The sequence below is a fragment of the Halococcus salifodinae DSM 8989 genome, assembly GCF_000336935.1.
Taxonomy (GTDB): domain Archaea; phylum Halobacteriota; class Halobacteria; order Halobacteriales; family Halococcaceae; genus Halococcus; species Halococcus salifodinae.
The window spans coordinates 26,709-49,537 of sequence record NZ_AOME01000051.1 but is presented as its reverse complement, the minus strand read 5'-3'; the positions used below and the strand labels follow the sequence as shown (position 1 = coordinate 49,537).

Sequence of the window (22,829 nt, the reverse complement as noted above, 5' to 3'; positions counted from 1 at the left end):
AGCGAGCGCACCCGAGAAGTAAAAAAGTGGGCGCGGGAGGGTGTGGCTCGCGGTCTCTCGTTTGCATCGTGATTGTTGTGGACGAGTCAATTCCGTCGCCGAGAAACGGATTGGTGCTGCTTCGTGGCGGAGTCGTTGGGAGGCGTGTCCCACAGCATATCACCACGAGCCGCCAATCGCTCGCATGGCAACCAGCGAGGCGACGTGGGCGTACCGCGACCGCCATACTGAGGAATTCGGCCGGACGTACTTCCGCCGGTTCGGCGACTGCATCGTCTCCAGCATCGGCCTCGGGACCTACCTCGGCGATCCCACCGATGAAGTCGACGAGTCGTATCACGACTCGATCGTGCGGGCGCTCGACTCCGGCATCAACGTGCTCGATACCGCGATCAACTACCGTCACCAGCGCTCCGAACGGGTCGTCGGGCGTGCGCTCGATGCGACCGATGTCGATCGCGACGCGGTGGTGATCGCCACCAAGGGCGGGTTCGTGCCGTTCGACGGTGGACGACCCGACGACCCGGGACAGTACATCCGTGAGGAGTACATCGAGCCCGGAATCGTCGACGCCGACGATCTCGTCCGCGGGATGCACTGTCTCGCGCCCGCGTTCGTCGACGATCAGCTCGATCGCTCGCTCGCGAATCTCGGGATCGAAACGATCGACTGCTACTACGTTCACAACCCAGAGTTCCAGCTCGACGAGCGCTCACGCGAGACCGTCTACGACGATCTGGAGGCGACGTTCGCCAGACTCGAAGAGCGCGCGGCCGCTGGTGACCTCCGTCACTACGGCGTGGCGACGTGGGACGCGTTCCGTGTCGCACCTGACGACCCAAATCACCTCTCGCTCCCCGAGATCGTTTCGCGCGCCCGCGCTGCGGCCCGGACGACGGGCAACGACGCGACCCACTTCCGGGCCGTGCAGCTTCCGTTCAATGTCGTCATGGCCGACGCGTTCACCGTCGCGGCCCACGACGGTCCCGATGGCCCCCAGAGCGCGCTCCGGTTCGCGCGCGAGGCCGGACTCGACGTGTTCGTGAGTGCCCCGCTCGCTCAAGGCCGCCTCGCGGACGAAATTCCGACCGGCGTTGCCGACCGACTCGATGGCGAGACGCCGGCCGCGAAGGCGCTCACGTTCGCGCGTTCGGGACCTGGTGTGACGTCGGCGCTCGTCGGGATGCGTCGTCGAGAGCACGTCGTGGCGAACGTCGATTCGGGCCGCGTGGACGCGATGGGGGCGGACGCGTTCGACGCGACCTTCGAGTGAGCGACCCAACTCCCCGTCTGCGTGAAGTGTACAGCGCCGAACGTGTTTATGACATGAGCATTTTTCCACCGATTGATCCAAAAGAGATATACCGCACAATGGGAGACATCCGAGCCAATGGGACCGCGTGAGCACGTCGCGTTTCTGGCCGGCTCGGCGAACCGGGTACGGATCCTCGAAACGCTCCGCGAGCAGCCCCATCGCCAGTGCGAACTCACCGAGGCGTGTGACCTGTCGCGCTCGACCGTCCACCGCGCGCTCGACGGGCTCGAAAGTCGGGGATGGGTCGAGCAGACGGGCGGTGAGTACCGACTCACTATCGGCGGCGATCTCGTTCTCAGCCACTACGAAGCGCTCGAATCGGCGATCGACCGGATCGACGAGTGGGGTATGTTTCTCAACCGACTCGGCGACCTCGCTGACACGCTCCCGCTCGCTGCGCTTTCGAAAGCCACGCTGGTGACGAACTCCCGAGAGGACCCCCACGCGGCTGCCACCCATTTCACTGACCAGTTCAGAACGGCCACGACCGAAACGTTTCGTGGCATCGCGTCGGTTGTTAGCCCACGCTTCACCGAGGCCGCACAGCCGCTCATCACGACCGACACCGACATGGAGTTGATCATCGACGAATCGGTGCTCGACGCCTCGTTGACCCACTATTCGAACGACCTCGAGGACGGATATTCGCTCGACAACTTCACGTTGTACTGTTATCCCGCCGAACTCCACTTCGGTCTCGCGATCTTCGACGAACGCGTGCTGGTCAACACACACGACGAGCGCGGCGTCCTCCGTGAGTGTCTCGACAGCACCGACGAGACGCTCCGATCGTGGGCACACGACGTCTACGACGACCACCGGACTGACGCCCGTCGCGCCAAACACCTCGCCGAACCAGAGTGAGCGTTCGCGTCTCTCGGCGCGACACATGTTTCACACCTTGACACACGATGCAAGAGGTAAGTATTCCATACTCGGGGTCATTCGTACGGATGGAACCGCCTCTGGTTCCGTGCGCACGGGATACGGTCCGTTGCCCTGGCATCATCTCCCGTGCCTTTTCACTACGACAGTAAGTCACATCGCTCGAGGCCACGAACCGGCGATCGCGGTGGCTTTCGGAAGGTTTGATTGACGGCTTCGCGTAGCAGCGGCCGTGTCACGGAGTCCGCCGCCCGGCCCGCCGCGTTCGTCGCGACGTCGCCCGGTTCTCTGCCGCCCACTCTTCGTTTCCAGATTTGCTGAACCGCAGAGTACCGACCGATTTCCGATCACGACGGCCGTGTGGGGTGGCTGATCGTGGAGTACGTCCAGGAACGGATCACGACGCTGCACGACTTCGGCGACGCCACGCCGGATGCCCCCACCGATCGGGCGACCGTCGTCGTGCCGATGACAGACCGCGAGTACCGGACGCCAGCGGCCGAACGAGTGCTCTCGACGCTCGCGGATATCGACCCTGCGCGGGTGATCGTCGCCCTCCGAACCGAACCGGCGAACGTCGGCGCGTTCGACGCGTGGCTCGGCGCGTTCGACCCGGTCGAGACGCTCTGGTGTGGCGGTCCGCGGGTGCGGGAACTGCTGGCCGAGCACGGTCTCGACGGCGCGCGAGGGAAGGGCCGGGACGTCTGGCTCGCACTCGGCGTCGCTGCGCTCGACACCGAGTACGTCGTGATCCACGACGCAGACGCGACCTCGTACTCCTCGGGACACGTCCCTCGACTCCTCGCGCCGCTCGACGGCGAGTTCGGGTTCGTAAAAGGCTACTACGCCCGTGTCGAGCGAAATCAGCTGTTCGGACGGCTGTTCCGGCTGTTCTACGTTCCTTTGGTGCGCGCACTCGCCCAGCGCCACGACGCGGCGATCCTCGGATACCTCGACGCGTTCCGGTACGCGCTCGCGGGCGAAGTCGCGCTCACGGCCGATCTCGCGCGTCAGCTTCGGGTGAGTCGCGAGTGGGGCCTCGAAATCGATACACTCGGTGCCGCGTTCGACGCTGTGGGGTTCGCGGGCACGGCCCAGGTCGATCTCGGCACCCACGTCCACGACCACCGCGACGTCGGCGGCTCGGCGGGGCTTGCGGCGATGAGTCGTGCGGTCGGCGCAGCGGTGTTCCGTGCTATTGAAGAACACGGTGTCGAGCCGGCGTACGAGACGCTGCCCGCGCGGTACGAAACCGCCGCAAAAACGCTCGTCGAACAGTACGCTGCCGACGCCGCGCACAACGGGCTCGACTACGACCGGGTGGCCGAGCGCGACCAGGTCGCCCAGTACGCCGCAGCGATCGATTCCCCTGGTGCCGACACGCGCCTCCCGGCGTGGGCGGACACGTCGCTCGATCCTGAGCACTTCCGACGAGCCGCGCAAGCGGACCTCGAATCGGTCGACTGAGTCGGACACATTGCCGACACAGCTGGCGGTTGAGACGGTCTCTGTTGTTACCCGGATCGTGATTCGAGCGCCGCGCCGACACCGATCCCGATGGCGACGCCGACACCCAGCCACAACCCCATCTCGCCCGTCGCTGTCCCGAGGGCTGCACCGAGTGCAACACCGATAGCGATCCCCACCCCGAGCCGTCCGCCGTCGATCGCATCGTCTCCGTCGTTGGTTTCGGTCGTCACGACTCAGATGGAGTAGCCACTGCCAAAACGTTACCGTGGGATCGGTTCGAGTCGGCCGATCGCGGGCGATCCAAAGAGCCATTGGCGTCGACCGGAACCGTCGAACGATGGATTTCAGCCACGACGAGCTCGCCGGCGTGGTCGATCTGTTCGGCGCGCTCACCCGCGCGGAGCTATCCCAGGCGTGTGACGAACTCGCGTTCAAGCGTGGCACCGAGTTCGAGTCGGCGGAGACGATCGACGACGCGATCACGGCCTACCGTCTCGTCGCGATCGACCCTGCGGATACCGGTGTCGAGGGGATGGTTCCGGAAGCGACTGCGGATGACCCGCTTCTCGCCGTCGGCCCGACGGCGTTTCCGACGCTCCCGGACCGGGCTGAGGACCTCCCACACATCCTGGATATCGAGCCACGCGAGGTCGACCGCACAGTTCTGGGAGCCGTCGCCGAGGAGCGATTTCGTGCGGACGCGGCGCGGGCCGTCGCCGACGCCGATCACGCGCGAATTACCCAGCTGTTGGACGTGAGCTACGACCTCGATGCGTGGGCTCCGGTCGATCTGGGTGGTGTCCGTGATCGGCTCGACGACGCGGCAGCGGAGATGGATGGGGCCGACGACCGCGCCGGGAGCCACGCGCCCGAGATCGACGAGCGGACGAATTAAGCCCCGGCGGCACGTTCGATGGGCATGGATCTCGCGCGGGTGGCTCAGTATTCGGCCACGGCGGTTACCGACGAGCAGCGGGAGGCGGCCGTGCTCGCGCCAGTCATCACCCGCAAGGACGGTCCGCACCTTCTCTTTACCAAGCGCGCCGACCACCTCGGCGAGCATCCGGGCCAGATGAGCTTCCCCGGCGGCGGCCGCGAACCCAGCGACGAGGACCTCACCGCGACCGCGCTTCGGGAAGCGAACGAAGAAATCGGACTCGATCCGGAGACTGCCGAAGTGATCGGCCGGATCGACGACATCCGGACCGTGACCGAGTACGCGGTCCGGCCGTTCGTCGCCCGTGTTCCTGACCGCGAGTACGTCCCCGACGAGCGCGAGGTCGCCGAGGTAGCAGTGTTATCGGTGGCGGCGCTCACCGACCCGGCGAACTACGACTCGGAGCGCCGCGATCACCCCCACTACGGCGAGATTCGACTCCACTTCTTCCGGGTCGACGATTTCGTCGTGTGGGGTGCGACCGGGCGCATCCTCGCCCAGCTTCTGGAGCTCGCGACCGACTGGCGCGTGCCCGACGAGCCGGATCGCGTGGTCGATCCCGACGCCGACTTTCCGGTGTGAAACCCACCTTTTGCTGCACTCAGTCGCGCTTCGCGCTCCTTCGCTGTCTTCGCGCGGCGGAGCCGCGCGAATGGTCCGAGGCGCGTAGCGCCTCGCTAGCAAAATGTGGATCAAAAGCCAACGTCACCCCCTCGCTACACTCGGGGGATTCCTCGGCCCGCTCGTTCGCTCCGCTCTCTCGCGGTAGGACAACTAGCCCAACCACTCCGCCACCGCACCGCAACCGCGCTCACTCCCCGACCGCTTCCTCCACGATCTCGATCTCGTCGTCAGTCAGCCCATACAACTCATAGACGATCTCGTCGATCAACTCGTCGGTGCGCTCGATCTGTTCGTCCAGTTCCGCGGCGCGCTCGCGGGCGTCCATATAGCGCTCGATGCCACCCTCGACATCCGCAAGCGTCGGCAGCGTCAGCCCCTCCAATCTATCGAGCGGCGAAATCGTCGCGGTCGCGTTGTCCCGATAGCCCGCGAAGCCGTCGGCCGCGTCGACCGCGTGGGGCACGAACGCCGCGATGAGGTCGGCCTCTGGCTCACTCAGCCCAACGAACTCCATCGCCGGCACGGGATCGAGCGTGGCGTAGCCCCGACTGTTCGTCTCGTATTCGTCGGGATCGGTAGGCTTCACGTACGGCTCCGCCAGCACCCGCAGGCGGTCGCCATCCTGCTCGATCTGCGCGCCCGTCACCCGGAGTTTCTCGAACTCGCTGTCGGCCTCGGTGTCGGTCAGCACCGACTCCGACAGCCCGCTCGCCGGCTGATAGCGCTCTCCGAGGGTCGGGCCATCCTCGTAGCTGCCGAGGTAATCGAGGAGGTCGAGATTGAGGTTGTTTCGGCTACGCTTTTTGTCTTCGATTTCCTTCGACAGAATCACGAGTCTGTCATGGAATATCTCGTTATTATCAATCTTGGATAACTTGAAGTCGGATCCATCACTCAAGATTTCAGACTCGTACTCTTGTTTGAGTTCTGCCATCGATGGCTGTTCTTCATTCTTCTTGAAATCGATAGTCCGAATCGGAAGTGAACGAAGTTCGTGAATCCGAACCTGTGCAAATGTCCTTCCTTCTTCACCAGACATTGATTCGTACACGTAATTCGACAAATTGCTATTCAAAACTGCCAGTATATATCGAATATCGTATGAGTTGTTTTGAAGAAGTGTTGTGTGTACGGATTTGGCGGTGTAAAGTTGGTCTGTATCGAGCGCAGCAATAATATCATCCGCAGTTTGTCTCGTGACGATCTTTTGACTTGACTCATTATACTCTGGATACACCTGAATTACAATGTCGCCCTCAACAAACGATTCGTAGTTATGGCGTAGCCACTTGTTTTCTGGACTGATGAGATATTGACGAATTTCCCCACCACCAACATATCGGAGATCATCCTCCGATTCTGGATTCCCTTCATATAATATCAAATCAGATATTTTAACTCCTTCACCACGATTGTCCCATCCTTGACCGCTGACTTTGTAGTCGATACCAGCATCATGGCAAGTGCAAATTGTTCCATCACCGAGCCGCACCGTATCATCATTTTGTTTGATTTTACTCGCAAGCGGATTCGATGGGACCCAGATATCAGTTGCTGCTGGCGTCAGTTCGAACGGAATAGTTTCTGATTTGCCCATCCCACCAGATACATTGACATAATTAGAAACATAATCTTCGTCTTGGGTTTCATTTTCACACAGAAGTATCATTGTGTAAACTTCCACCGAGAATATCTGATTTCTATCAAAATCAGCTATTGTGTTGATGGAATACCGTTGTGAATTGGTCTCTCTGAATTTCTCGTACTGCTTACCACGAAGCGGCGTATTAGGGATGATGTAGCCAAGTCGCCCATCACGTTGTAGGATGGCTTCTGGAAGCGAAACAAAGGCAGTAAACACATCGGCTCTTTCACTCTCGAATCCGAGATTTTGGCTTCGACAGTATCTTTTCGCGGAAGTAGACAAAATATCACCGTACGGCGGATTGCCGACCACGGCATCGAAACCCGCACTCGCCAGTCGCTCGCCGTCGCTGTCGAAGAAGACCGCGGGGAATTCGAGCTCCCAGTGGAAAAAGCCCTCCTCGCCGGCCATCGCGCGGGCCGCAGGGAACCAGTCGGTCGCCTCGATCTCGGCCCACGCTTCGTCGTCCTCGATGGCGCGGGCCATGCGCTCGATGGCGTCGTCGGGCACGTCGAGTCCGAACTCACCGGCCGTGTGGACCGTCGCCATCGCCTGGAGATGCTCGTACAGCGGGTCCTCGCGGATGTCGTCGTAGAGTGCCTCCATCGAGTGCACGTCGTCCAGGGTCTCGTTGTCGATGGCGAGCAGCTCGCCCATGCGGTCCATCACGTGATCGAGCGCCTGCCGGCGCACCTGATCGAAGTAATCGAACAGGCTCGACTGGACCATCCCCTCCGCGTCGTCCGTGATCGCATCGGCGTCGCCGTCCTCGGCGAGCACCTCGGTGATGTCCGACCCCACCAAGGAGTTCCCGGATTTGAGGTGGTGATCGAGGAAGGCCAGCGGCTGGTCGGCGGCGAGCGTTTCGAGCCACATCGAGAGCTTCGCCAGCTCGACGGCCATCCCGTTGACGTCCACGCCGTAGATACACTCCCGCGAGATCGTGCGCCGGACCAGCTCCTCGTCGAACAGCGACCCCGATTCCAACTCCCGAACGCGCTCCATCACCGCGTCGGCGAGGTATCCTGTGGCCTTCGTCAGGAAATGCCCGCTTCCCATCGCCGGGTCCAGCACCTTGAGATCGGTCACGCGCTCCCAGAACGCGATCACGTACTCCTGCGTGCCCGGCTCCAAGTGATCGAGATCGTCCTCGATTTCGGAAAGCAGCGGCCCGACGGTCTCCTCGACGATGTACGTCACCACGTAGTCGGGCGTGTAGTACGCACCCGTGGCCTTGCGCTCGCCGTCGTCGTTCACCACGTAGAGCTCGCCCGCCTCGACCGTTTCGACCGCCTCGGCAACGCTCACCTCGTCGGCGGGCTTCCAGACCTGTCCACCATCCCCGGATACGGCCGCCTGCGCCTCGGGCGCGACGGCGAACTCGTGTTCGAGCAGCCCCTCGTAGATCGTTCCCAAATGTCTGGTATCCAGATCGGCGTAGTCCGCGGCGACGTGGCCCTCGTCGGTCTCGGTCGTCGACAGCCGATACACGACCTCCGCGAGATGCCGGTCCGACACCTCGTTTTCGGCGAGGAACTCGTGACTCTCCTCGTCGAACAGCCCCCCGTTGTACGCCGGAATCCCCAGATCGTCGTTGCCCGAATCCACGAGCGCGAAGAGGTCCTCAAGACGGCTCCACAGCCCGGTCGAAAACGACGAGAACTCCCGCTCGAACTCCCCTTCGTCGGCGCGCTCGCCCACCTCGTCGATGACCTCGCGCCGGAGCGCGTCGAGACTGAAGTTCTCCTCGTACTCCTCGGCGGCGTGCGGATCGTCCGGATCGATGAGTCCGCGCGATTCCGCGTAGAGCACGAACATCAACCGATACAGCAACACCAGCGAGTGCTCCTTCAGCTCGCCGAGCCGCTCCTCCTCGGCGGGGTCGATCTCCAGATCGTTCGTCTCGACAAAGCCCTCGCCGAGCACCCGCAGCGCCGTGAACACGTTGTCCTGGAGGTCCTCGCCCAGCTCCTGTGCGGCGGTCTCGCTTTCGGACCACACCCTGTCGAGGAACGTCGTCCCCGCCGATTCCCGAAACGCGGCCGGCCGGAAGAACACGTAGAAATACTTGAACACCTCGACGCTCCCCGATTCGAGCAGGTCGACCAGATCGACCTCGTAGTAGGTCTCGGTCTCGTAGTCCTTCGTCCCGTAGAGCCGCCATTTCTTCCCGTTCGTCAGGATGCCCCACGAGACCGACTCGGGCGTGTGTTCGAGGTAGTATTTGATCTGGTGGGAGGCGTCCCGATAGGACCGCGCCTCGCCGAAGCGTGCGGTGAAATCGGCGTCCCACTGCTTGGCTTCGAGCACCGACAGCGATTGTCCATAGATCCCGGCGTACTCCCCGTCGCTCTTCATCGCCGCGGCGGCACGGCGGTCGTCGGCGGCGTCGTACAGCGCCCGATCGACCGATCCGCGTGCGTCGAGGATCGGTGTCTCCGGAAGTGATTCGTACCCCAAAATCGAGAGCACTTCGTCGATCCAGTGTTGCCGGAGCGGGTCCTCGTCGTAGCTTTCGAGCGTGCCCTGCTCCGCCTCGTAGAGCGCCTGTAGCTCCTCGAACGCCTGCTCGGCTTCCTCGTCGCAGTCCCACTCGTCCAGCCCGAAGACACGCTCGTCGAGATAGTAGCCCGAAAAGAGGTTCGAGTTGCGATACCGACCCGGAAGCGTCGCCTGACTCATTGCTGTTCCATACGGGTCGGGCGGACGATAAGAAAGTACGGACTCGCCGTGGATCGCTGCGGGAACCCTGGCACGGCGTATGGCCGTCACGATCACGCTTCGACGTCTCCCGCCCCGAGTCAGCCCCACATTCCCCTTCCGAGCGGGCTACACTCGCCGGACGAGATGCGTCCGGATCGCCTGCTGGCACCGATCGCAGACCTCGATGACCCGAGCCACGGTCGAAAGAATCGGATACGCCACCGGAAACGCGTCGTAGAGACACGCCACGAGCTCCTGGTGGGCAATACCGGCTTCACCGTCGCCGGTGGTGGTTGCACGAAGCACCGACTGCCGGTCGCGCGCGAGACCATCACACCGATCCCGGAACTCCGCAAGCCGATCGTGGCGCGACCGAAGCTCGTCGAAACCGAGCTCGGTGAGCGGCGTCTCGTTGGCCTCGACGATCCACCCGAGCACGTCGTCGAGAACCCCCTTCGCCTCGTCGAGCGATTCGGCTTCACGATCGAGCGCCCCCGCCATCGCCCGCAGTTCGGACCGTCGCTGTGTGATCTCGGACAGCACGCCGTTCTTGAGGCCCGCGGTGAACCCCACCGTCGCGTTTCGCGGCGCGAGTGCCATCGCGACCTGCTCGGACAGCTCGGCGGCGATCGCTTCGAGCAGCGTCTCGCCGTCGTCGACGTCCGCAGTGCTGTGCGGGCGGACGGTCGCGGCGAACTCCTCTCTGACCTCCTCACAGCGGTCCGACCCACCCACTCCGCCCGCCCCGCCCGCCTGCATCGTGGCGATCGACCCGGCCGTCGTCTGTCGAGTGGCCTGTGTACTGGATGGCGTGTCGACCGACAGCTGCTCGATCTCGCGGACGAACTGCCCGTAGGCCGTCTGCTTTTCCGTCACGACGGCCCGTTCGTCACGAACGCGGTCGAGCGCCGCCTCGACGTGTGTTTCGACGGTCATCGATCGCCCTCCGCGGTCGCCCGGAGACGAGCCAGTTCGCGGTCGGCGACTGCCCAGAACCGACGGTGCCACTCGGCCCCTCCGTGGTCGGCCCGGCCACGAACTCCGGCGATGTCCTCGCAAACGATGAGGTCGTGGACGGCGACGCGTGGATCGTACCGTCGCAGCCGAGCGCGGTAGCGCCGGGCGACGCGGGCCGCCCGGGCCGCCGTGGCTCGGTCGTCGAACCGTAGCCCGGCAACCGGCACCGGGTGCTCGCCGGTGCGAGCGCATACGACACAGTATCGGCCGCCATCGACCGCCAGCGCGTCGAGGGTGGTGTGGATGGTGTGAAGCGTTGGTCCGGTCATGTGTGATGAGTCCTGTCGCGTCGGTCGAGGTCGGTCGTTCAGTGCTCCGTCTCGACGGCCCGGCGCTCGGCCTCGATCTCGCGCGCCCGTTCGAGAACCCGCTCGTCGTCGACGTGTTCGAGCAGTCGGGACTGTCCACGCCGGGTCCGGGTGGCGATCTCCTCGTCGCTGAGGTACTGATCGAGACGACGATCGATCTCGCGCTCGCACAGCTCGTCCAACCGGGCCGTCGAGCAGTCGTGATCGTCGGGCAGGCGGTCGTCGAACCACTCGGCCCAGCGCTCGCGGTCACGCCACTCGTCCGTCAGTTCGTCCTCCTTGCGAACCCAGTCGTACTGCTTGGCGATGGGATCGGGATAGCCACGACCCCGGCGGACGTCCGCGATGAGGGCGTGCCCGGTGCGCGCGCCGCGTCCGGCCGCGATGATGGCCTGGCGGTCCGCTTCGTCCGACGGCGATGCGACGTAACAGCCATCGATCGGCGTCCGGCCATCGACGTCGGCGTAGGACCGATCGAACCGCTCGTACGCCTCGCCGTCGTGTTCGTGGGTCGCGAACATTGCATCGTCGCCGAGCGACTGGAGATACTCCCCACCGTAGCGTGTCGCGGCGACGATCCGGTCGGCAGTAACTCGGCGATCTTCCTGGGTTTCGATCACGAACCCAGCGTCGTCACGACGCTCGACCGATTCGACGAGATCCGGGACGATCTCGCAGCCGGCCGTCGTGGCGTGGTCGTGGAGCAGCGCGGTGAACGTCTCGATGTCGATCCCGGCGGGGAAGCCGGGGTAGTTCTCCAGATACGCACACCGGTGGATCGACGAGCGGCCGCGGTCGAAGATCACGGTGTCGAGACCGTATCGGGCGGTGAACACGCCCGCCGAACAGCCCGTCGGACCACCGCCGACGATAGCCACGTCGACGTCGTCGGTCTCTCGGTCCGGACTCATCCCTTCACCTCCCCGACGATCCGGTCCGGATCGATATCACGAGCACGCAGGTGTTCCTCGACGGCACAGAGGGTTCGTATCGTCCGCTCGTCTGCGCCGTACTCACGGAGGAGGACGCTGTTGCGCCGGTAGCAGTCGATCAGGCGCTCGTCGGACCACTCGTGGTACTCGACCGCTGGCAATCCGGCGATGCCGTCCGGGGTCGAATCCGTCCGCCGGACGGTCGACGGAGTCTCGTCGGTCACGATCAGCCGTCCCCGTTGATGATGTCCGCGACGCGCTGGCGGTCGAACAGCTGTTCGTCCCGGTCGAACTCGTCGGGGTACAGCTGCCACGCGCCGCGTTCGGTCCACGCGAGGTTGACGATCGGCCCCTGGTATATTCCGGCTCCGCGGTACACGTCGTCGTTGTTCACCGCCGTCAGCTGGCTCGCCACGTCGTGGCCCTGCATGAACGACACGAGGCCGTTCTGGAACTCCTCGCGGGACTGCCGCTCGAACCGGCCGCTGCCGTCCCACATCAGGAGCACGTCCGGATCGGCCTCCGCGAGAGCCTCGTAATCGATCGTGCTGCCGGACACGTAGAAGTCCTCGATCCCGGCCTCGGTGAGCGCACTCCTCGCCCCGAGGTCACGCCACTGCTTGTACGACGTGCCCTCGTTGACGGGATACGGGTAGAACTCCTCCGGCTGGTCGGACGTGATGAGGAGGATCGCGACCGAGGGTCGTTCGGACTCCGGCGGCAGTCGTTGTTGTACCCGGCCGATGAACTCGTCGTGCAGCCGCTCGAACTTCCGATATCGCTGCTCCTGTCCGAAGACGTGCGCGAGCTTCTCGAACGCCTCGTAGAGGGTGTAGTACTGATGATCGTGCCACTGGAACGCCTGTGAGTAGATGCTGTTCCCGAACACCGGTCCGATGTTCTCGTCGACTTCGTCGAGATCGGCCTGCTTCCACTTCGAGCGGCTCAGTACGAACACCGGATCGAACACGTGGACGTCGGCGTCGAGTTCGTAGAACAGCTCCTTGTTCAGCGATTTTCCCCACAGCTTGTCGATGGTGCTCTTGTCGACACTCACGCCGGGAATCTCGTCGTAGACGTGCGTGTGATACCGATTGGGTCGCCAGAGACCCTTCGGCGGCTCCTGGCCGAGCGCGATCCCCATGTCCGCCCAGCTCCCGTTGTTCGCGACCCACGTCTCCGGCACCGACTCGAACGCGACTTCACCCCTCGGGGCCATCGCCACCGAGTACGAGCTCTCGCCCCCACCCGCCGTCGTGTTTCCGCCGGCGGAGTCGTTCGAGCCGTTCGAATCGTTCGCTCCGCCAGAACTGCCCTCGCCGGTACAGCCGGCGAGCAGCGCCCCACCGACGATCGCACTGCCGTACTTCACGTACTCCCGCCTCGTCGGTTCCTCGTGGGCTGCGGAGTCGTCCGTCATGTGAATTAGGCCTGCCTAAAACAATAAAGCCGTTTCGGTTTTTCGGCGGGCCAAAAAGCGGCTCCGGACAGTCCATCCGACGAAGAACGCATTAGCGGGCCGTTTACTGGAGATGCGGGGTGCAGCGGAGAGATGTTCCGTCAGGTGGTCGTGAAGCCTGACGCTCCACCGACCGTCCTCCGAAGCGCCTGCTTCGAGAACCCACCCGTGACCGACACGACGAGGCGACCGTCGCTGCCCGACAGTATATCACCCAGTAGGACGAACGACCGGTATGCCTGTTCCCGGGTACGACCCCGACGACCTCGATTCGGAACTCGAAGGCAAGCTCACCGACGAGGAGATCCGCGACCGGCTGAGCGACGATGAGTACGAGCGCTACGAAGAGGGTGAAAGCCTCGTCGGGCTGCTCGACGAGGACGAACTCGACGACCTCCTCGACGACGCGTAGCGATCGCTCTCCGCATGTCACGGCGGCGTTGAATCGCCGGTCCCGGATCGTCCGAACCACCGCATCCCGAACGACTTTGTGTAATACCCCCGACCACCGGCCATGGAATACACTTCCCTCGGTTCCACCGGAACGAAGGTCTCGAAGCTCTGTCTCGGGACGTGGCGGTTCGGCAAGCAGACCGGCGACGTGCTCGAAACCGACCGTGAGGAGGCTCACGAGCTCCTCGACGCCGCGGCCGACCGCGGAATCAACTTCATCGACACTGCCAATGGCTACGGCGACGGCGACTCCGAACGCTGGATCGGCGAGTGGCTCGACGACCGATCTCGTGAGGAGTACGTCCTCGCCTCGAAGGTGTACTGGAGCCAGGAGAGTCGCTTTTCGGAAAACCTCGGCCGGAAGAACATCCGCGCCGAGATCGAGGGCACCCTCGATCGGCTCGGAACCGACTACCTCGATCTCTACTACATCCACCGCTTCGACGACGACACGCCGGTCGAGGAGACCCTCCGCACGCTGAACGATCTCGTCCGCGAGGGGAAGGTCAACCACCTCGGTGCGTCCACGATGGCCGCCTGGAAGCTCACGAAGGCGCTCTGGAAATCCGACGTCGAAGATCTCGAACGCTTCGAGGTGACTCAGCCGCTCTACCACGCCGCCTACTACGAGGACGTGAGCGACTACCTCGAAGTTTGCGCCGACCAGGAACTCGCAGTCTGTCCGTACTCGCCGCTCGCGGGTGGTTTCCTCACCGGCAAGTACGAGCGTGACGGTGACAGCGTGAAATCGCCCGACGGCTCCCGCGGGAGCTTCGACGAGTTCTTCGACGACTACTACGTCTCCGAGCGCGGCTGGGACGTCCTCGACGCCGTGCGGGAAGTCGCGGACGAGATCGACGCGACGCCCGCCCAGGTCGCGCTCCGATGGCTGATCGAGCGCGAGCAGTTCACCTGTGTCCCGATCGTGGGCGCGCGCACGGTCGACCAGCTCGACGAGAACCTCGGCGCGGTCGAGATCTCGCTGTCGAGCGACCACCACGAACGGATCGACGCGGCGCGCGCTGGCGAGTAAGGCGGCCCGAACGGACGAGCTACCTGTCTCGCGTCGGATCGAGGAGCTGCACCGGATGTCGACTCGGGCGCTCCAGCAGCGCATCCAACTGCTCACAGCACGACGTGCCGCTCGCGACGACTGTGCGGTCGCGCGCGTCGTCGGTCGTGAACTGGGCTTCGAGGTCGCTGCCGACATCCCTGCTCAGTTCGTAGTATTCCTGTTTGTACCCAAAGGAGCCCGCCATCCCGCAGCACTCGGTTTCGGAGGTGAGCACGTCGTAGCCACAGTCTTCAAGCACGGCCACGCTGTGGGCTTCGAGTCCGAGGGTGCGCTGCTGGCAGTGGCTGTGGTAGGCAACTCGCTCGCCGTCGCCTGGCCGCAGCGCCGCGCGCTCGGCCCCGTTTTCGAGCAGGCCGTAGGCGTACTCGATCACCTCGTAACTGCTCTCGGCCAGCCGCTCGGCCGATTTCTCTGGCAGGAACTTCTCGTACTCGCCGGCGAACATCGCGAGATCGGAGGGTTCGATCACCACCACGTCGCGGTCCGCATCGATGTGTTCGGCGAGATCGGCGTAGGCGTCGTGGGCGTGGCGCTCGGCGGTGGCGAGCATCCCCTGGGAGAGCGGTGCGCGCCCGCTCGACGCGACTTCCGGGACGCGCACCGCGACGCCGAGCGCCTCCAGCACTCGGACGGCGGCCTTCCCACGCTCGGTGTGGACGTGGTTGGTGTAGACGTCGGGGTACAGCACCGCCTCGCGGTCCGCGTCGGCCGCCGAAACGCGCGACCCGCCCCGCGCGTCGAACCACTCGACGAGGGTTTCGCGCTCGAATTTCGGGAGGTCACGTCGGCGATCGATCCCGAGGAACCGTTCCAGCACCGCGCGGCTCGGCCCCGTGCCCGCGAGCCAGTTCGACACTGGTGCGGTGGCGCTCCCGAGCTTCGCGAGCGTCGAGAAGTTCCCGAAGAAGCGCTTTCGGGGAGTGAGTCCACCAGGCTCCTCGTCGGGCGTCAACCCCTCGACGAGGAAGTCGAACTCGGGGGTGTCGCTCGCATCGCTGGCGTCACCCACCCCGCGATTGATCCGATCGCGCACCACCTCGTTGATCCACGGGATGTCGATCTTCACGGGGCAGGCGTTCACACAGCGCGAGCAGCCGGTACAGAGGTCGTTGAACTCGGCGGCGCTGTCTTGACTATGGACCCCAGCCTCCCAGCCGGTCGCAATCCCCCCAGTGTAGGTCTCGCCGCCGAAGGCGTGGCCGCCGACGTGCTGGAAGTTGGCACACGAGTTCGCGCACGCGCCACACCGGATGCAGTAGAGCGTTTCGCGGAGTTGGTCGTCCTCGCGCATCGCCGACCGGCCGTTGTCGAGCAGCACGAGGTGGAACTCACGGTCGTCGTTGTCGTCGCTACCGCCACCACCGTTCCCGCCCCCGATCCCGGCCTCGCTCAGCGGCGTGTCGGGATCGTCGAAGTCGAGCGTCGGCGTTTCGACGGGCGGCGAGAGCGTCGTGACGTACTGGGCGATCGACTGGCCGGTGGCCGCACGCGCGATCAGTTCGACGAACGGTTGGAGCTCCCGGATCGAGGGGATGAGCTTCTCGACGCCCGCGACCGCGACGTGGGTGTCGGGTGCGACCGCACACTTCCGGGCGTTGCCCTCGTTGGTCACGAGCGTGATCGAGCCCGACTCCGCGAGCACGAAGTTCGCGCCGGTCATTCCCACATCGGCGTCCTGGATGCGCTCGCCGAGCCAGTCCCGCGCGAACGCGGTGAGCTCCTCGGCGGTCTCGAACGGCTCGTCGGGATCGAACCGCTCGTTGAACAGTGCGGCGATCTCCTCGCGTGACTTGTGCATCGCCGGCCCGACGATGTGCGAGGGCGACTCGTCGGCGACCTGGAGCACCCACTCGCCGAGGTCGGTCTCGTGAACGTCGACGCCCGCCGCTTCGAGGGAGTCGTTGACGTCGATCTCCTCGGTCGTCATCGACTTCGATTTCACGAGCGAGTCGGCGTCGCCGACCACCTCCTCGATATACTGGTTCGCGTCCGCGGCGTCGTCGGCGAGATAGACCTGTCCGCCGTTCGCCTCGACGGCGTCGGTGACCCGACCGATCAGCTCGGGCAGTCGCTCGATCGCATCCTCCTTGATCTCGCGGGCCTCCGTTCGGAGGTCCTCGTACTCTCCGAACGACTCGGTGGCGTCGTAGCGCGCCTCGTTGATGTGTGTCGCGTCCGCGTGGACGTTCTCGCCTTCGGTGTCGAGAAGCTGGCGGATCTGTGCCGCCTTCTCTCGGCGCGTTTCGGCGCTCACGACTCGATCACCACGACGTGAACCGCGGTCGGGCCGTGGACGCCCTCGACCATCTCGCCCATGTCGGCGGTCGCGCTTGCGCCCGTCGCGAACACCACGCTGTCGCGGCCGGCGTCGAACTCCTCGTCGAGCCGTGCGAACGCCTCGTCGAGTCCCCACACGACGTCCACCTCGCGCACGACCGCGACGTGGCACTCGGGAAAGAGACTCACCGGCTCGTCACCCGCCGCCGAGGACTCGATCGCGAGCGTGCCGTAGGTCGCGACCGCCGTCCCGACCGGCGTCACGCCCGTCCGCGCCGATTCGAGTTGAGCGGTCGTCGGATCAACGGTGACTGGCACGTCGTCGAGCGAAACGCCGTCGATCCGGAGCGGCACGCCGACCGCCGGCTCGTCGATGATCGCCGCGAGCGCGTCGTCGAACCCCTCCGGGTCGGTGCGCGTCATCCCGACCCCCAGCTCGTCGAGCGATGACTCGAACGTCGCGACCGTCTCGGTTGCCATACCATCACGATCGATCCACCGAGGTATTCGTCTTTTGCCCCGAACGCCGGGCGGGTCGGCACGATTCGGGCCGGTGTCCGTTTCATCGAGCGACTGCCGATACCCGAAGATTCGTCCGATCACGGGCCGACGAACCGGCTGTGACAGACACCAGCCGCCAGTTCGTTCTGGGCAAGCGGCCCGACGGGAAACCCGATCGCGACACGTTCGAACTCGAAAAAGGCGACGTTCCGGAGCCACGCCACGGCGAGGTGCTCGTCCGCACGTGCTACCTCTCGGTCGACCCGTACATGCGCGGCCGGATGCGCGACCGTGACTCGTACGCCGATCCGTGGGACGTCGGCGATCGAATGGGGGGCCACGTCGTCGGCGAAGTCGTCGAATCCGAGCATGACGCGTGGTCCGTCGGCGAGTTCGTCTTCGGCGAGGGGTTCTGGAGCGAGCATTCCCTCCTCGACGGCGATGACCTCACGCCCGTCGATCCCTCGCTCCAAAACCTTTCGCTGCCTGCCTACCTCGGCGTGCTCGGGATGCCCGGCCGGACGGCGTACTTCGGCACGCTCGACGTGCTCGAACCTGACCCCGGCGACACGGTAGCGATCTCCGGGGCGGCGGGCGCAGTCGGCTCGACCGTCGGCCAGATCGCAAGCCTCGCCGGCGCGCGCGTCGTCGGATTCGCGGGCAGCGACGAGAAAGTGGACTACCTCGAAGACGACCTCGGGTTCGACGCCGGGATCAACTACAAAACGACCGAGAACTATCGCGCAGCGCTCGCCGACGCCGCACCGAACGGCATCGACGCTTACTTCGACAACGTCGGCGGCCCGATCTCGGACGCGGTGTTCTCCCAGTTGAACGTCGACGCGCGGGTGGCGATCTGCGGCCAGATCGCGCTCTACAACGACGAGGGCGTTCCGACCGGGCCGCGCAAACTCCCACAGCTCATCGCGCCGCGCGCCCGCGTCGAGGGCTTTCTCGTCGGTGACTACGCGACCAGATTCGAGCACGCGAACGACCGACTCCGTGAGTGGGTGACGAACGGCGACATCGAGCACCGAGAATCGATCGTCGAGGGGTTCGAAAACGCTCCCGACGCCTTTCTCGGACTGTTCGAGGGCGACAACATCGGCAAGCAGGTCGTGAAGGTCGCCGAGCCGAGCGAATAATGAAGATCGTCGAGACCGACGACGCCGACGGCTTTTTCGAGATAGTCGCCGGCACCGATCGGTCCCAGGCCGCAACGATGGTGCTCTCGCCGGGCCAGTCCACGGGCGGTCCCGAGAATCGCCACCCCGATGCCGACCAGTGGTGCTACGTCGCCGACGGAACCGGGACCGCCGTCGTCGGCGGTGAAGAACACCGTCTCGAACCGGGAACACTCGTTTGCATCGAGGCTGGCGAGACTCACGAGATACGCAACGACACCAGCGCAGGTGACAGCGACGATACCGACGCCGAGAGGGAACTTCGGACGGTCAACGTCTACGCACCACCGGTGTACTGACCTCGGTTCTCGCCGCTGTGGCCATCATCGTATAAACGATACCGCAAGTGGTGGGTGTAGAGTCACGTGTCCCTGCTCCTTTTCTGTGTCTATGAGTACCGAATCACAGGATCAGACATGGGCCATCGACGGCGCACCGTCGGCCCGCGACATCGACGAGATCGACCTCAACGAGTTCGAGACTGGACCGATAGCGAAGTTCGTCGTCGCGTTCGCCGTCGGCGCGGTCTTCTTCCTCGTCCCGGTGCCGTGGCAGGGCGAGATCACCGTCCCGTTCGACATCGTCGTCAGCACGATCACCACCTCGTTTCCGGACGCCGTCGGGGTGTACGCGCTGGCGATCATCGTCGCCGGTGGCGTGCTGACGACCGCCGCCGAACTCGACGCTCGGAATGCGCTATCGCTCGACGCCGACCTGTCGTACTTCGAGAGTTCGGTCGCGTTCTGGGCACTCCGGGTGCTCGGCGCGGTGCTCGCGCCGGTGATGTTCTTCAAGCTCGGCCCCGACTGGCTCCACACTCCGGCGACGGGCGGTTTCATGTGGGGAACGCTGATCTACAGCGTCGGCGTCATCATCCCGATCGGCGCGATCTTCATCACGATCTTCGTCGAGCTCGGCGGGCTGGAGTTCGTCGGCACGCTCGCGAGGCCGGTGATGAACCCGCTGTTCAAACTCCCTGGAAGAGCGGCGCTCGACAGCCTCGCGTCGTGGGTCGGGTCGTACTCGGTGGGCCTCTACGTCACCCGGAACGTCTTCGATCGCGGCGGCTACAACAAGCGGGAAGTGTTCATCATCTCGACCTGCTTCTCGACGGTGAGCATCGGGTTCGTCGGCGTTGTCGCCGCCACGCTCGACATGCTCGCACTGTTCCCGGTCATCTTCCTCGCGTACTTCGTGTGTGTCGTGATCTGCGCCGCGATCCTCGTCCGGGTGCCGCCGATCAGCACCGTTCCGGAAGAATACATTGCCGAACCCGATCCCGAGGTTCCGTTCGTCGGCTCTCCGCCGGAGTATCTCCGGTTCGCGCTGAGCGAGGCGGTCGGGAAAGCAAAGGAGGGCGAGACGTTCGCGCAGGCGGCGTGGCGCGGGTTCGTCGACGGGCTGAAGCTCACGAGCCTCATTCTCGGGACGATCCTCGCGGTCGGTCTTGCGGCGGTGCTCCTCTCGGCGTACACCCCGACGTTCGATATCCTCGGTGCGCCGCTCGTGCCCGTGATCGAACTGCTCGGGCTGCCGAACGCCGAGACCGTCGCGCCGGCGACCATCGTGGGGATCACCGAGATGTACGTTCCGGTCCTGCTGATTCAGGATGCCGCGCCGATGGCTCGGTTCTTCATCGCCGTGCTCGCTGTCTCCCAACTCATCTTCTTCTCCAGCGTCGGCCCGATGACGATGGACATGTTCAGCGATGTTCCGGTTCGGTTCCGCGACCTCGTGACGCTGTTCGTCATGCGCACGGTCATCCTCGTGCCGCTGATCGCTGGGATGACCCACCTCGTCGCCGCGCTCGGACTGCTCTAAGCCCGAACGTACTCGATCAGCGCTGCGACCAGCTTGTTCTCCGCCCGTCGGAGGTGTTCCTCAGCGGTCCGTCGCTCGACCCCGACTGCGTCGGCGATCTCGGTGGTCGTGACTTCCCGGGGGATCTCGTAGTACCCGCGGTCGTAGGCGACCTCGAACGTCTCGCGCTGGCGCGCCGAGAGATCGGGGAGGACCCCATCGAGCGTGAGCAGGGGCGCGTCGTGGGTGACCGTCTCGATCTCGCGCTTTTGCTCGACCGAGACGGAAAACCCGTCGTCGATGAGGTCGCGGTAGCACGCCGTGAGGTTGGCCGGATCGAGCGCGAGCACCCGGCAGGATTTCGCGCCGCCGGCGTAGCGCAGCGGCGGCAGCAGGAGGCAGTCGTGGCGGGCGAGATACGACTCGATCAGATCGCCCTCGCGTCGTTTGAGACACTCGCCGGTGACGATCATCAGCTCGTCCGGCCGTCGGAGGAGGTCTTGCACGCCGACGCGCTCGCGGACGTGTGCGAGGATCTCGTCGGTCGCGTCCTTCGTGACATAGAGGAGATCACAGTGGTCGTTACACCACAGTTCGACCGCGGCGTCGGTGCCAGCGGTCGCGGCGGCGTAGGCCCCATCGCCCTCGATCCGGAAGGTGGCCTCGTACATATCTCGGAACACGGCCACGCTATCGTAAATACTGCTTCACACGAGCGAGAGCGATTCTGGTGTCGAACCGCGCCGCAGCGTCAGTCCTCGCCAGCGGGAGCCGTCGCCCCACCGCCTGTCGATGTGGCGTCGTCGCCGTCGCCGTGCGCTCCCTCCTGGTACTCGATCCCCCAGCCGGTGACACCCATGAGCAGGAGGACGAGCGGCGAGAGGAACCCGAAGAAGTAGTAGGGGGCGTACGTCAGCGTCGGAACCCCGAGAGTGCCGGCCATGAAGAGGCCGCCGCTGCCCCACGGGATGAGGGCGGCCGTCGTCGTCCCGGCGGCCTCGACGGCGCGCGAGAGGTTCTTGCTCTTCAGACCCTGTTCGCTGTAGAGGTTTCTGAGGGTCATCCCCGGCACGACGATGCTGATGTACTGCTCTGCGGCGAGCATGTTCATCGAGACGGCCGAGATCGCCGTCACACCGGTGAGACTCGCCACGCCGCGACTCAGCCGGCCGAGGTGGTGGGCGAGGACGGCGAGGATCCCCGTTCGTTCGAGCATCCCGCCGAGTGAGAGCGCGGCGAGCGCGATCGTGACGATCCACGCGCCACCGAGCAGCCCGCCGCTTTCGAGCAGACCGTTCACGAGTTCCATCCCCGTTTCGGGGGCGGTCCCGGACTGGGCGGCCGACCACGCGGCGGCGAACTCGGTCCTCTGAACGAACACCGACGTGAGAGCGCCCGCGAAGACGCCCGCCCCGAGCGAGGGGAGTGCCGGGACGCCGTAGATCGCGAGGCCGAAGGTGACGACCAGCGGGAGGAAGACGAGCGGTGTCACGACGTACGACCCCTGGATCGCGCTCTGGATCGCGCCGACGCGTCCGACTGGAATGTTCCCGGACGCGCTCAGGCCGAGGAACACGTAGAGAACGACCGAGATCCCGAACGCGAGGAGCGTGCCGGCGCGCATCGCGTTGATGTGGTCGTAGAGGTCGGTGTTCGTCACGGCGGCCGCGAGGTTCGTCGTATCCGACAGCGGCGACTGCTTGTCGCCCGTGTACGCGCCCGTGAGAATGGCCCCGGCGGTCATCGGAGCGGGAATGCCGAGTCCGGAGCCGATCCCGATGAACGCAACGCCGAGCGTACCGGCCGTGGTCCACGACGAACCGACCGCAAACGAGACGATCGCCGCGAGAACGGCGGTCAACGGCAGGAAGATCGACGGCGTGAGTAGCTCCAGGCCGTAGTACATCAGTCCCGGAATGGTGCCCGCCTGCACCCACGTCGCGATCAGCGCGTAGACGACGAACATGATGAGAATCACCCGCATCCCCATCAGGATGCTGTCGGTGATGCCGTCGTACAGTTCGTCCCACGAAAACCCGAGATGCAGCCGAGCGAACAGCCCGGTGAAGGCGATCCCCCAGAACAGCGGGAACTGCGGGTCAAGTCCGAAGACGACGATGCCGACGCTGAGAAAGACGATCATCGCTCCGACGGGAACGAGCGCCGCCGCGAGCGACGGTCGTTCCTCGGGAGCGATCTCCTCGAACAGCCGCGGTTCGAACGCTACCATCCGTTCACCTCCAC

Annotated in this window: 21 protein-coding genes; 10 read left to right on the top strand and 11 right to left on the bottom strand. The window is 64.8% G+C overall.

Features of this window, described 5'->3' with window-relative positions; all coding sequences use genetic code 11:
* Nucleotides 1-184: 184 nt before the first annotated feature.
* The 3 genes from C450_RS07525 (at nucleotide 185) to C450_RS07515 (ending at nucleotide 3,667) form a co-directional block, all read left to right on the top strand.
* Nucleotides 185-1,273 (top strand): aldo/keto reductase, encoded by a 1,089-nt coding sequence (locus tag C450_RS07525; protein WP_005042203.1) that lies wholly within the window; start codon nucleotides 185-187, stop codon nucleotides 1,271-1,273.
* 117 nt (nucleotides 1,274-1,390) lie between these two features.
* The gene (locus C450_RS07520) at nucleotides 1,391-2,179 is read left to right on the top strand and encodes a helix-turn-helix transcriptional regulator (RefSeq protein WP_005042200.1); all 789 of its coding nucleotides are present in this window, start codon (nucleotides 1,391-1,393) and stop codon (nucleotides 2,177-2,179) included.
* A gap of 396 nt (nucleotides 2,180-2,575) precedes the next feature.
* Entirely contained in the window at nucleotides 2,576-3,667 is a 1,092-nt protein-coding gene (locus C450_RS07515; protein ID WP_049909993.1) for a glycosyl transferase family 2, read from the top strand.
* Nucleotides 3,668-3,714: 47 nt separating this feature from the next.
* Here the strand turns inward: C450_RS07515 and C450_RS07510 are convergent, their stop codons facing one another.
* Nucleotides 3,715-3,900, bottom strand: coding sequence for a hypothetical protein (locus tag C450_RS07510; protein WP_005042194.1), 186 nt, complete (start codon nucleotides 3,898-3,900; stop codon nucleotides 3,715-3,717).
* A 107-nt stretch (nucleotides 3,901-4,007) separates the two neighbouring features.
* On the opposite strand from C450_RS07510, the gene C450_RS07505 reads away from it, so the two are divergent.
* Nucleotides 4,008-4,565 (top strand): DUF7109 family protein, encoded by a 558-nt coding sequence (locus tag C450_RS07505; RefSeq protein WP_005042193.1) that lies wholly within the window; start codon nucleotides 4,008-4,010, stop codon nucleotides 4,563-4,565.
* Nucleotides 4,566-4,589: 24 nt separating this feature from the next.
* Entirely contained in the window at nucleotides 4,590-5,189 is a 600-nt protein-coding gene (locus C450_RS07500; protein WP_005042192.1) for an NUDIX hydrolase, read from the top strand.
* Nucleotides 5,190-5,418: 229 nt separating this feature from the next.
* Here the strand turns inward: C450_RS07500 and C450_RS07495 are convergent, their stop codons facing one another.
* The 6 genes from C450_RS07495 to C450_RS07470 form a co-directional block, all read right to left on the bottom strand.
* Nucleotides 5,419-9,558: an Eco57I restriction-modification methylase domain-containing protein gene (locus tag C450_RS07495; protein WP_005042190.1), complete on the bottom strand. Its 4,140-nt coding sequence runs from the start codon at nucleotides 9,556-9,558 to the stop codon at nucleotides 5,419-5,421.
* Nucleotides 9,559-9,705: 147 nt separating this feature from the next.
* Complete coding sequence (locus C450_RS07490; RefSeq protein WP_005042187.1) at nucleotides 9,706-10,515, bottom strand: DUF7260 family protein; 810 nt, start codon at nucleotides 10,513-10,515, stop codon at nucleotides 9,706-9,708.
* A complete protein-coding gene (locus C450_RS07485) occupies nucleotides 10,512-10,865 on the bottom strand; it encodes a DUF7552 domain-containing protein (RefSeq protein WP_049909944.1) in 354 nt (117 codons plus the stop codon). Before C450_RS07485 ends, C450_RS07490 begins: the two co-directional genes overlap by 4 nt.
* A gap of 38 nt (nucleotides 10,866-10,903) precedes the next feature.
* Nucleotides 10,904-11,815, bottom strand: coding sequence for an NAD(P)/FAD-dependent oxidoreductase (locus tag C450_RS07480; RefSeq protein ID WP_005042184.1), 912 nt, complete (start codon nucleotides 11,813-11,815; stop codon nucleotides 10,904-10,906).
* A complete protein-coding gene (locus C450_RS07475; RefSeq protein WP_005042183.1) occupies nucleotides 11,812-12,060 on the bottom strand; it encodes a hypothetical protein in 249 nt (82 codons plus the stop codon). Before C450_RS07475 ends, C450_RS07480 begins: the two co-directional genes overlap by 4 nt.
* A gap of 2 nt (nucleotides 12,061-12,062) precedes the next feature.
* The gene (locus C450_RS07470) at nucleotides 12,063-13,256 is read right to left on the bottom strand and encodes an ABC transporter substrate-binding protein (RefSeq protein WP_005042181.1); all 1,194 of its coding nucleotides are present in this window, start codon (nucleotides 13,254-13,256) and stop codon (nucleotides 12,063-12,065) included.
* Nucleotides 13,257-13,530: 274 nt separating this feature from the next.
* Between C450_RS07470 and C450_RS22355 the strand changes: the two genes are divergently transcribed.
* Together C450_RS22355 and C450_RS07465 are read left to right on the top strand one after the other, a co-directional pair.
* A complete protein-coding gene (locus C450_RS22355) occupies nucleotides 13,531-13,707 on the top strand; it encodes a hypothetical protein (protein WP_005042178.1) in 177 nt (58 codons plus the stop codon).
* A 102-nt stretch (nucleotides 13,708-13,809) separates the two neighbouring features.
* The gene (locus tag C450_RS07465) at nucleotides 13,810-14,781 is read left to right on the top strand and encodes an aldo/keto reductase (RefSeq protein ID WP_005042175.1); all 972 of its coding nucleotides are present in this window, start codon (nucleotides 13,810-13,812) and stop codon (nucleotides 14,779-14,781) included.
* Between the two features lie 19 nt (nucleotides 14,782-14,800).
* On the opposite strand, the gene C450_RS07460 is transcribed toward C450_RS07465, so the two are convergent.
* Complete coding sequence (locus tag C450_RS07460) at nucleotides 14,801-17,077, bottom strand: LUD domain-containing protein (protein WP_005042173.1); 2,277 nt, start codon at nucleotides 17,075-17,077, stop codon at nucleotides 14,801-14,803.
* On the bottom strand, nucleotides 17,074-17,580 hold the full coding sequence (locus C450_RS07455; protein ID WP_005042171.1) for an LUD domain-containing protein: 507 nt from the start codon (nucleotides 17,578-17,580) through the stop codon (nucleotides 17,074-17,076). The genes C450_RS07460 and C450_RS07455 overlap by 4 nt, the downstream gene beginning before the upstream one ends.
* 140 nt (nucleotides 17,581-17,720) lie before the next feature.
* Between C450_RS07455 and C450_RS07450 the strand changes: the two genes are divergently transcribed.
* The 3 genes from C450_RS07450 (at nucleotide 17,721) to C450_RS07440 (ending at nucleotide 20,606) form a co-directional block, all read left to right on the top strand.
* Nucleotides 17,721-18,746 (top strand): NADP-dependent oxidoreductase, encoded by a 1,026-nt coding sequence (locus C450_RS07450; protein ID WP_005042170.1) that lies wholly within the window; start codon nucleotides 17,721-17,723, stop codon nucleotides 18,744-18,746.
* Nucleotides 18,746-19,084, top strand: a complete 339-nt coding sequence (locus C450_RS07445) for a cupin domain-containing protein (RefSeq protein ID WP_005042168.1) — start codon at nucleotides 18,746-18,748, stop codon at nucleotides 19,082-19,084. The genes C450_RS07450 and C450_RS07445 overlap by 1 nt, the downstream gene beginning before the upstream one ends.
* Nucleotides 19,085-19,175: 91 nt before the next feature.
* On the top strand, nucleotides 19,176-20,606 hold the full coding sequence (locus C450_RS07440; protein ID WP_005042166.1) for a YjiH family protein: 1,431 nt from the start codon (nucleotides 19,176-19,178) through the stop codon (nucleotides 20,604-20,606).
* Here the strand turns inward: C450_RS07440 and C450_RS07435 are convergent.
* Entirely contained in the window at nucleotides 20,603-21,256 is a 654-nt protein-coding gene (locus C450_RS07435) for a helix-turn-helix domain-containing protein (protein WP_005042164.1), read from the bottom strand. The two genes, C450_RS07440 and C450_RS07435, sit on opposite strands and share 4 nt — an antisense overlap.
* Before the next feature lie 80 nt (nucleotides 21,257-21,336).
* Nucleotides 21,337-22,815, bottom strand: a complete 1,479-nt coding sequence (gene arcD / locus C450_RS07430; protein ID WP_005042162.1) for an arginine/ornithine antiporter ArcD — start codon at nucleotides 22,813-22,815, stop codon at nucleotides 21,337-21,339.
* Between the last annotated feature and the right edge of the window lie 14 nt (nucleotides 22,816-22,829).

Bases quoted from the DNA above. Each gene is read 5' to 3' on its own strand.
- C450_RS22355 (WP_005042178.1), top strand. From the start codon at position 13,531: ATGCCTGTTCCCGGGTACGACCCCGACGACCTCGATTCGGAACTCGAA.
- C450_RS07480 (WP_005042184.1), bottom strand. From the start codon at position 11,815: ATGAGTCCGGACCGAGAGACCGACGACGTCGACGTGGCTATCGTCGGC.
- C450_RS07465 (WP_005042175.1), top strand. From the start codon at position 13,810: ATGGAATACACTTCCCTCGGTTCCACCGGAACGAAGGTCTCGAAGCTC.
- C450_RS07440 (WP_005042166.1), top strand. From the start codon at position 19,176: ATGAGTACCGAATCACAGGATCAGACATGGGCCATCGACGGCGCACCG.
- C450_RS07445 (WP_005042168.1), top strand. From the start codon at position 18,746: ATGAAGATCGTCGAGACCGACGACGCCGACGGCTTTTTCGAGATAGTC.
- C450_RS07490 (WP_005042187.1), bottom strand. From the start codon at position 10,515: ATGACCGTCGAAACACACGTCGAGGCGGCGCTCGACCGCGTTCGTGAC.
- C450_RS07455 (WP_005042171.1), bottom strand. From the start codon at position 17,580: ATGGCAACCGAGACGGTCGCGACGTTCGAGTCATCGCTCGACGAGCTG.
- C450_RS07470 (WP_005042181.1), bottom strand. From the start codon at position 13,256: ATGACGGACGACTCCGCAGCCCACGAGGAACCGACGAGGCGGGAGTAC.
- C450_RS07485 (WP_049909944.1), bottom strand. From the start codon at position 10,865: ATGACCGGACCAACGCTTCACACCATCCACACCACCCTCGACGCGCTG.
- C450_RS07495 (WP_005042190.1), bottom strand. From the start codon at position 9,558: ATGAGTCAGGCGACGCTTCCGGGTCGGTATCGCAACTCGAACCTCTTT.
- C450_RS07505 (WP_005042193.1), top strand. From the start codon at position 4,008: ATGGATTTCAGCCACGACGAGCTCGCCGGCGTGGTCGATCTGTTCGGC.
- C450_RS07500 (WP_005042192.1), top strand. From the start codon at position 4,590: ATGGATCTCGCGCGGGTGGCTCAGTATTCGGCCACGGCGGTTACCGAC.
- C450_RS07520 (WP_005042200.1), top strand. From the start codon at position 1,391: ATGGGACCGCGTGAGCACGTCGCGTTTCTGGCCGGCTCGGCGAACCGG.
- C450_RS07435 (WP_005042164.1), bottom strand. From the start codon at position 21,256: ATGTACGAGGCCACCTTCCGGATCGAGGGCGATGGGGCCTACGCCGCC.
- arcD (WP_005042162.1), bottom strand. From the start codon at position 22,815: ATGGTAGCGTTCGAACCGCGGCTGTTCGAGGAGATCGCTCCCGAGGAA.
- C450_RS07525 (WP_005042203.1), top strand. From the start codon at position 185: ATGGCAACCAGCGAGGCGACGTGGGCGTACCGCGACCGCCATACTGAG.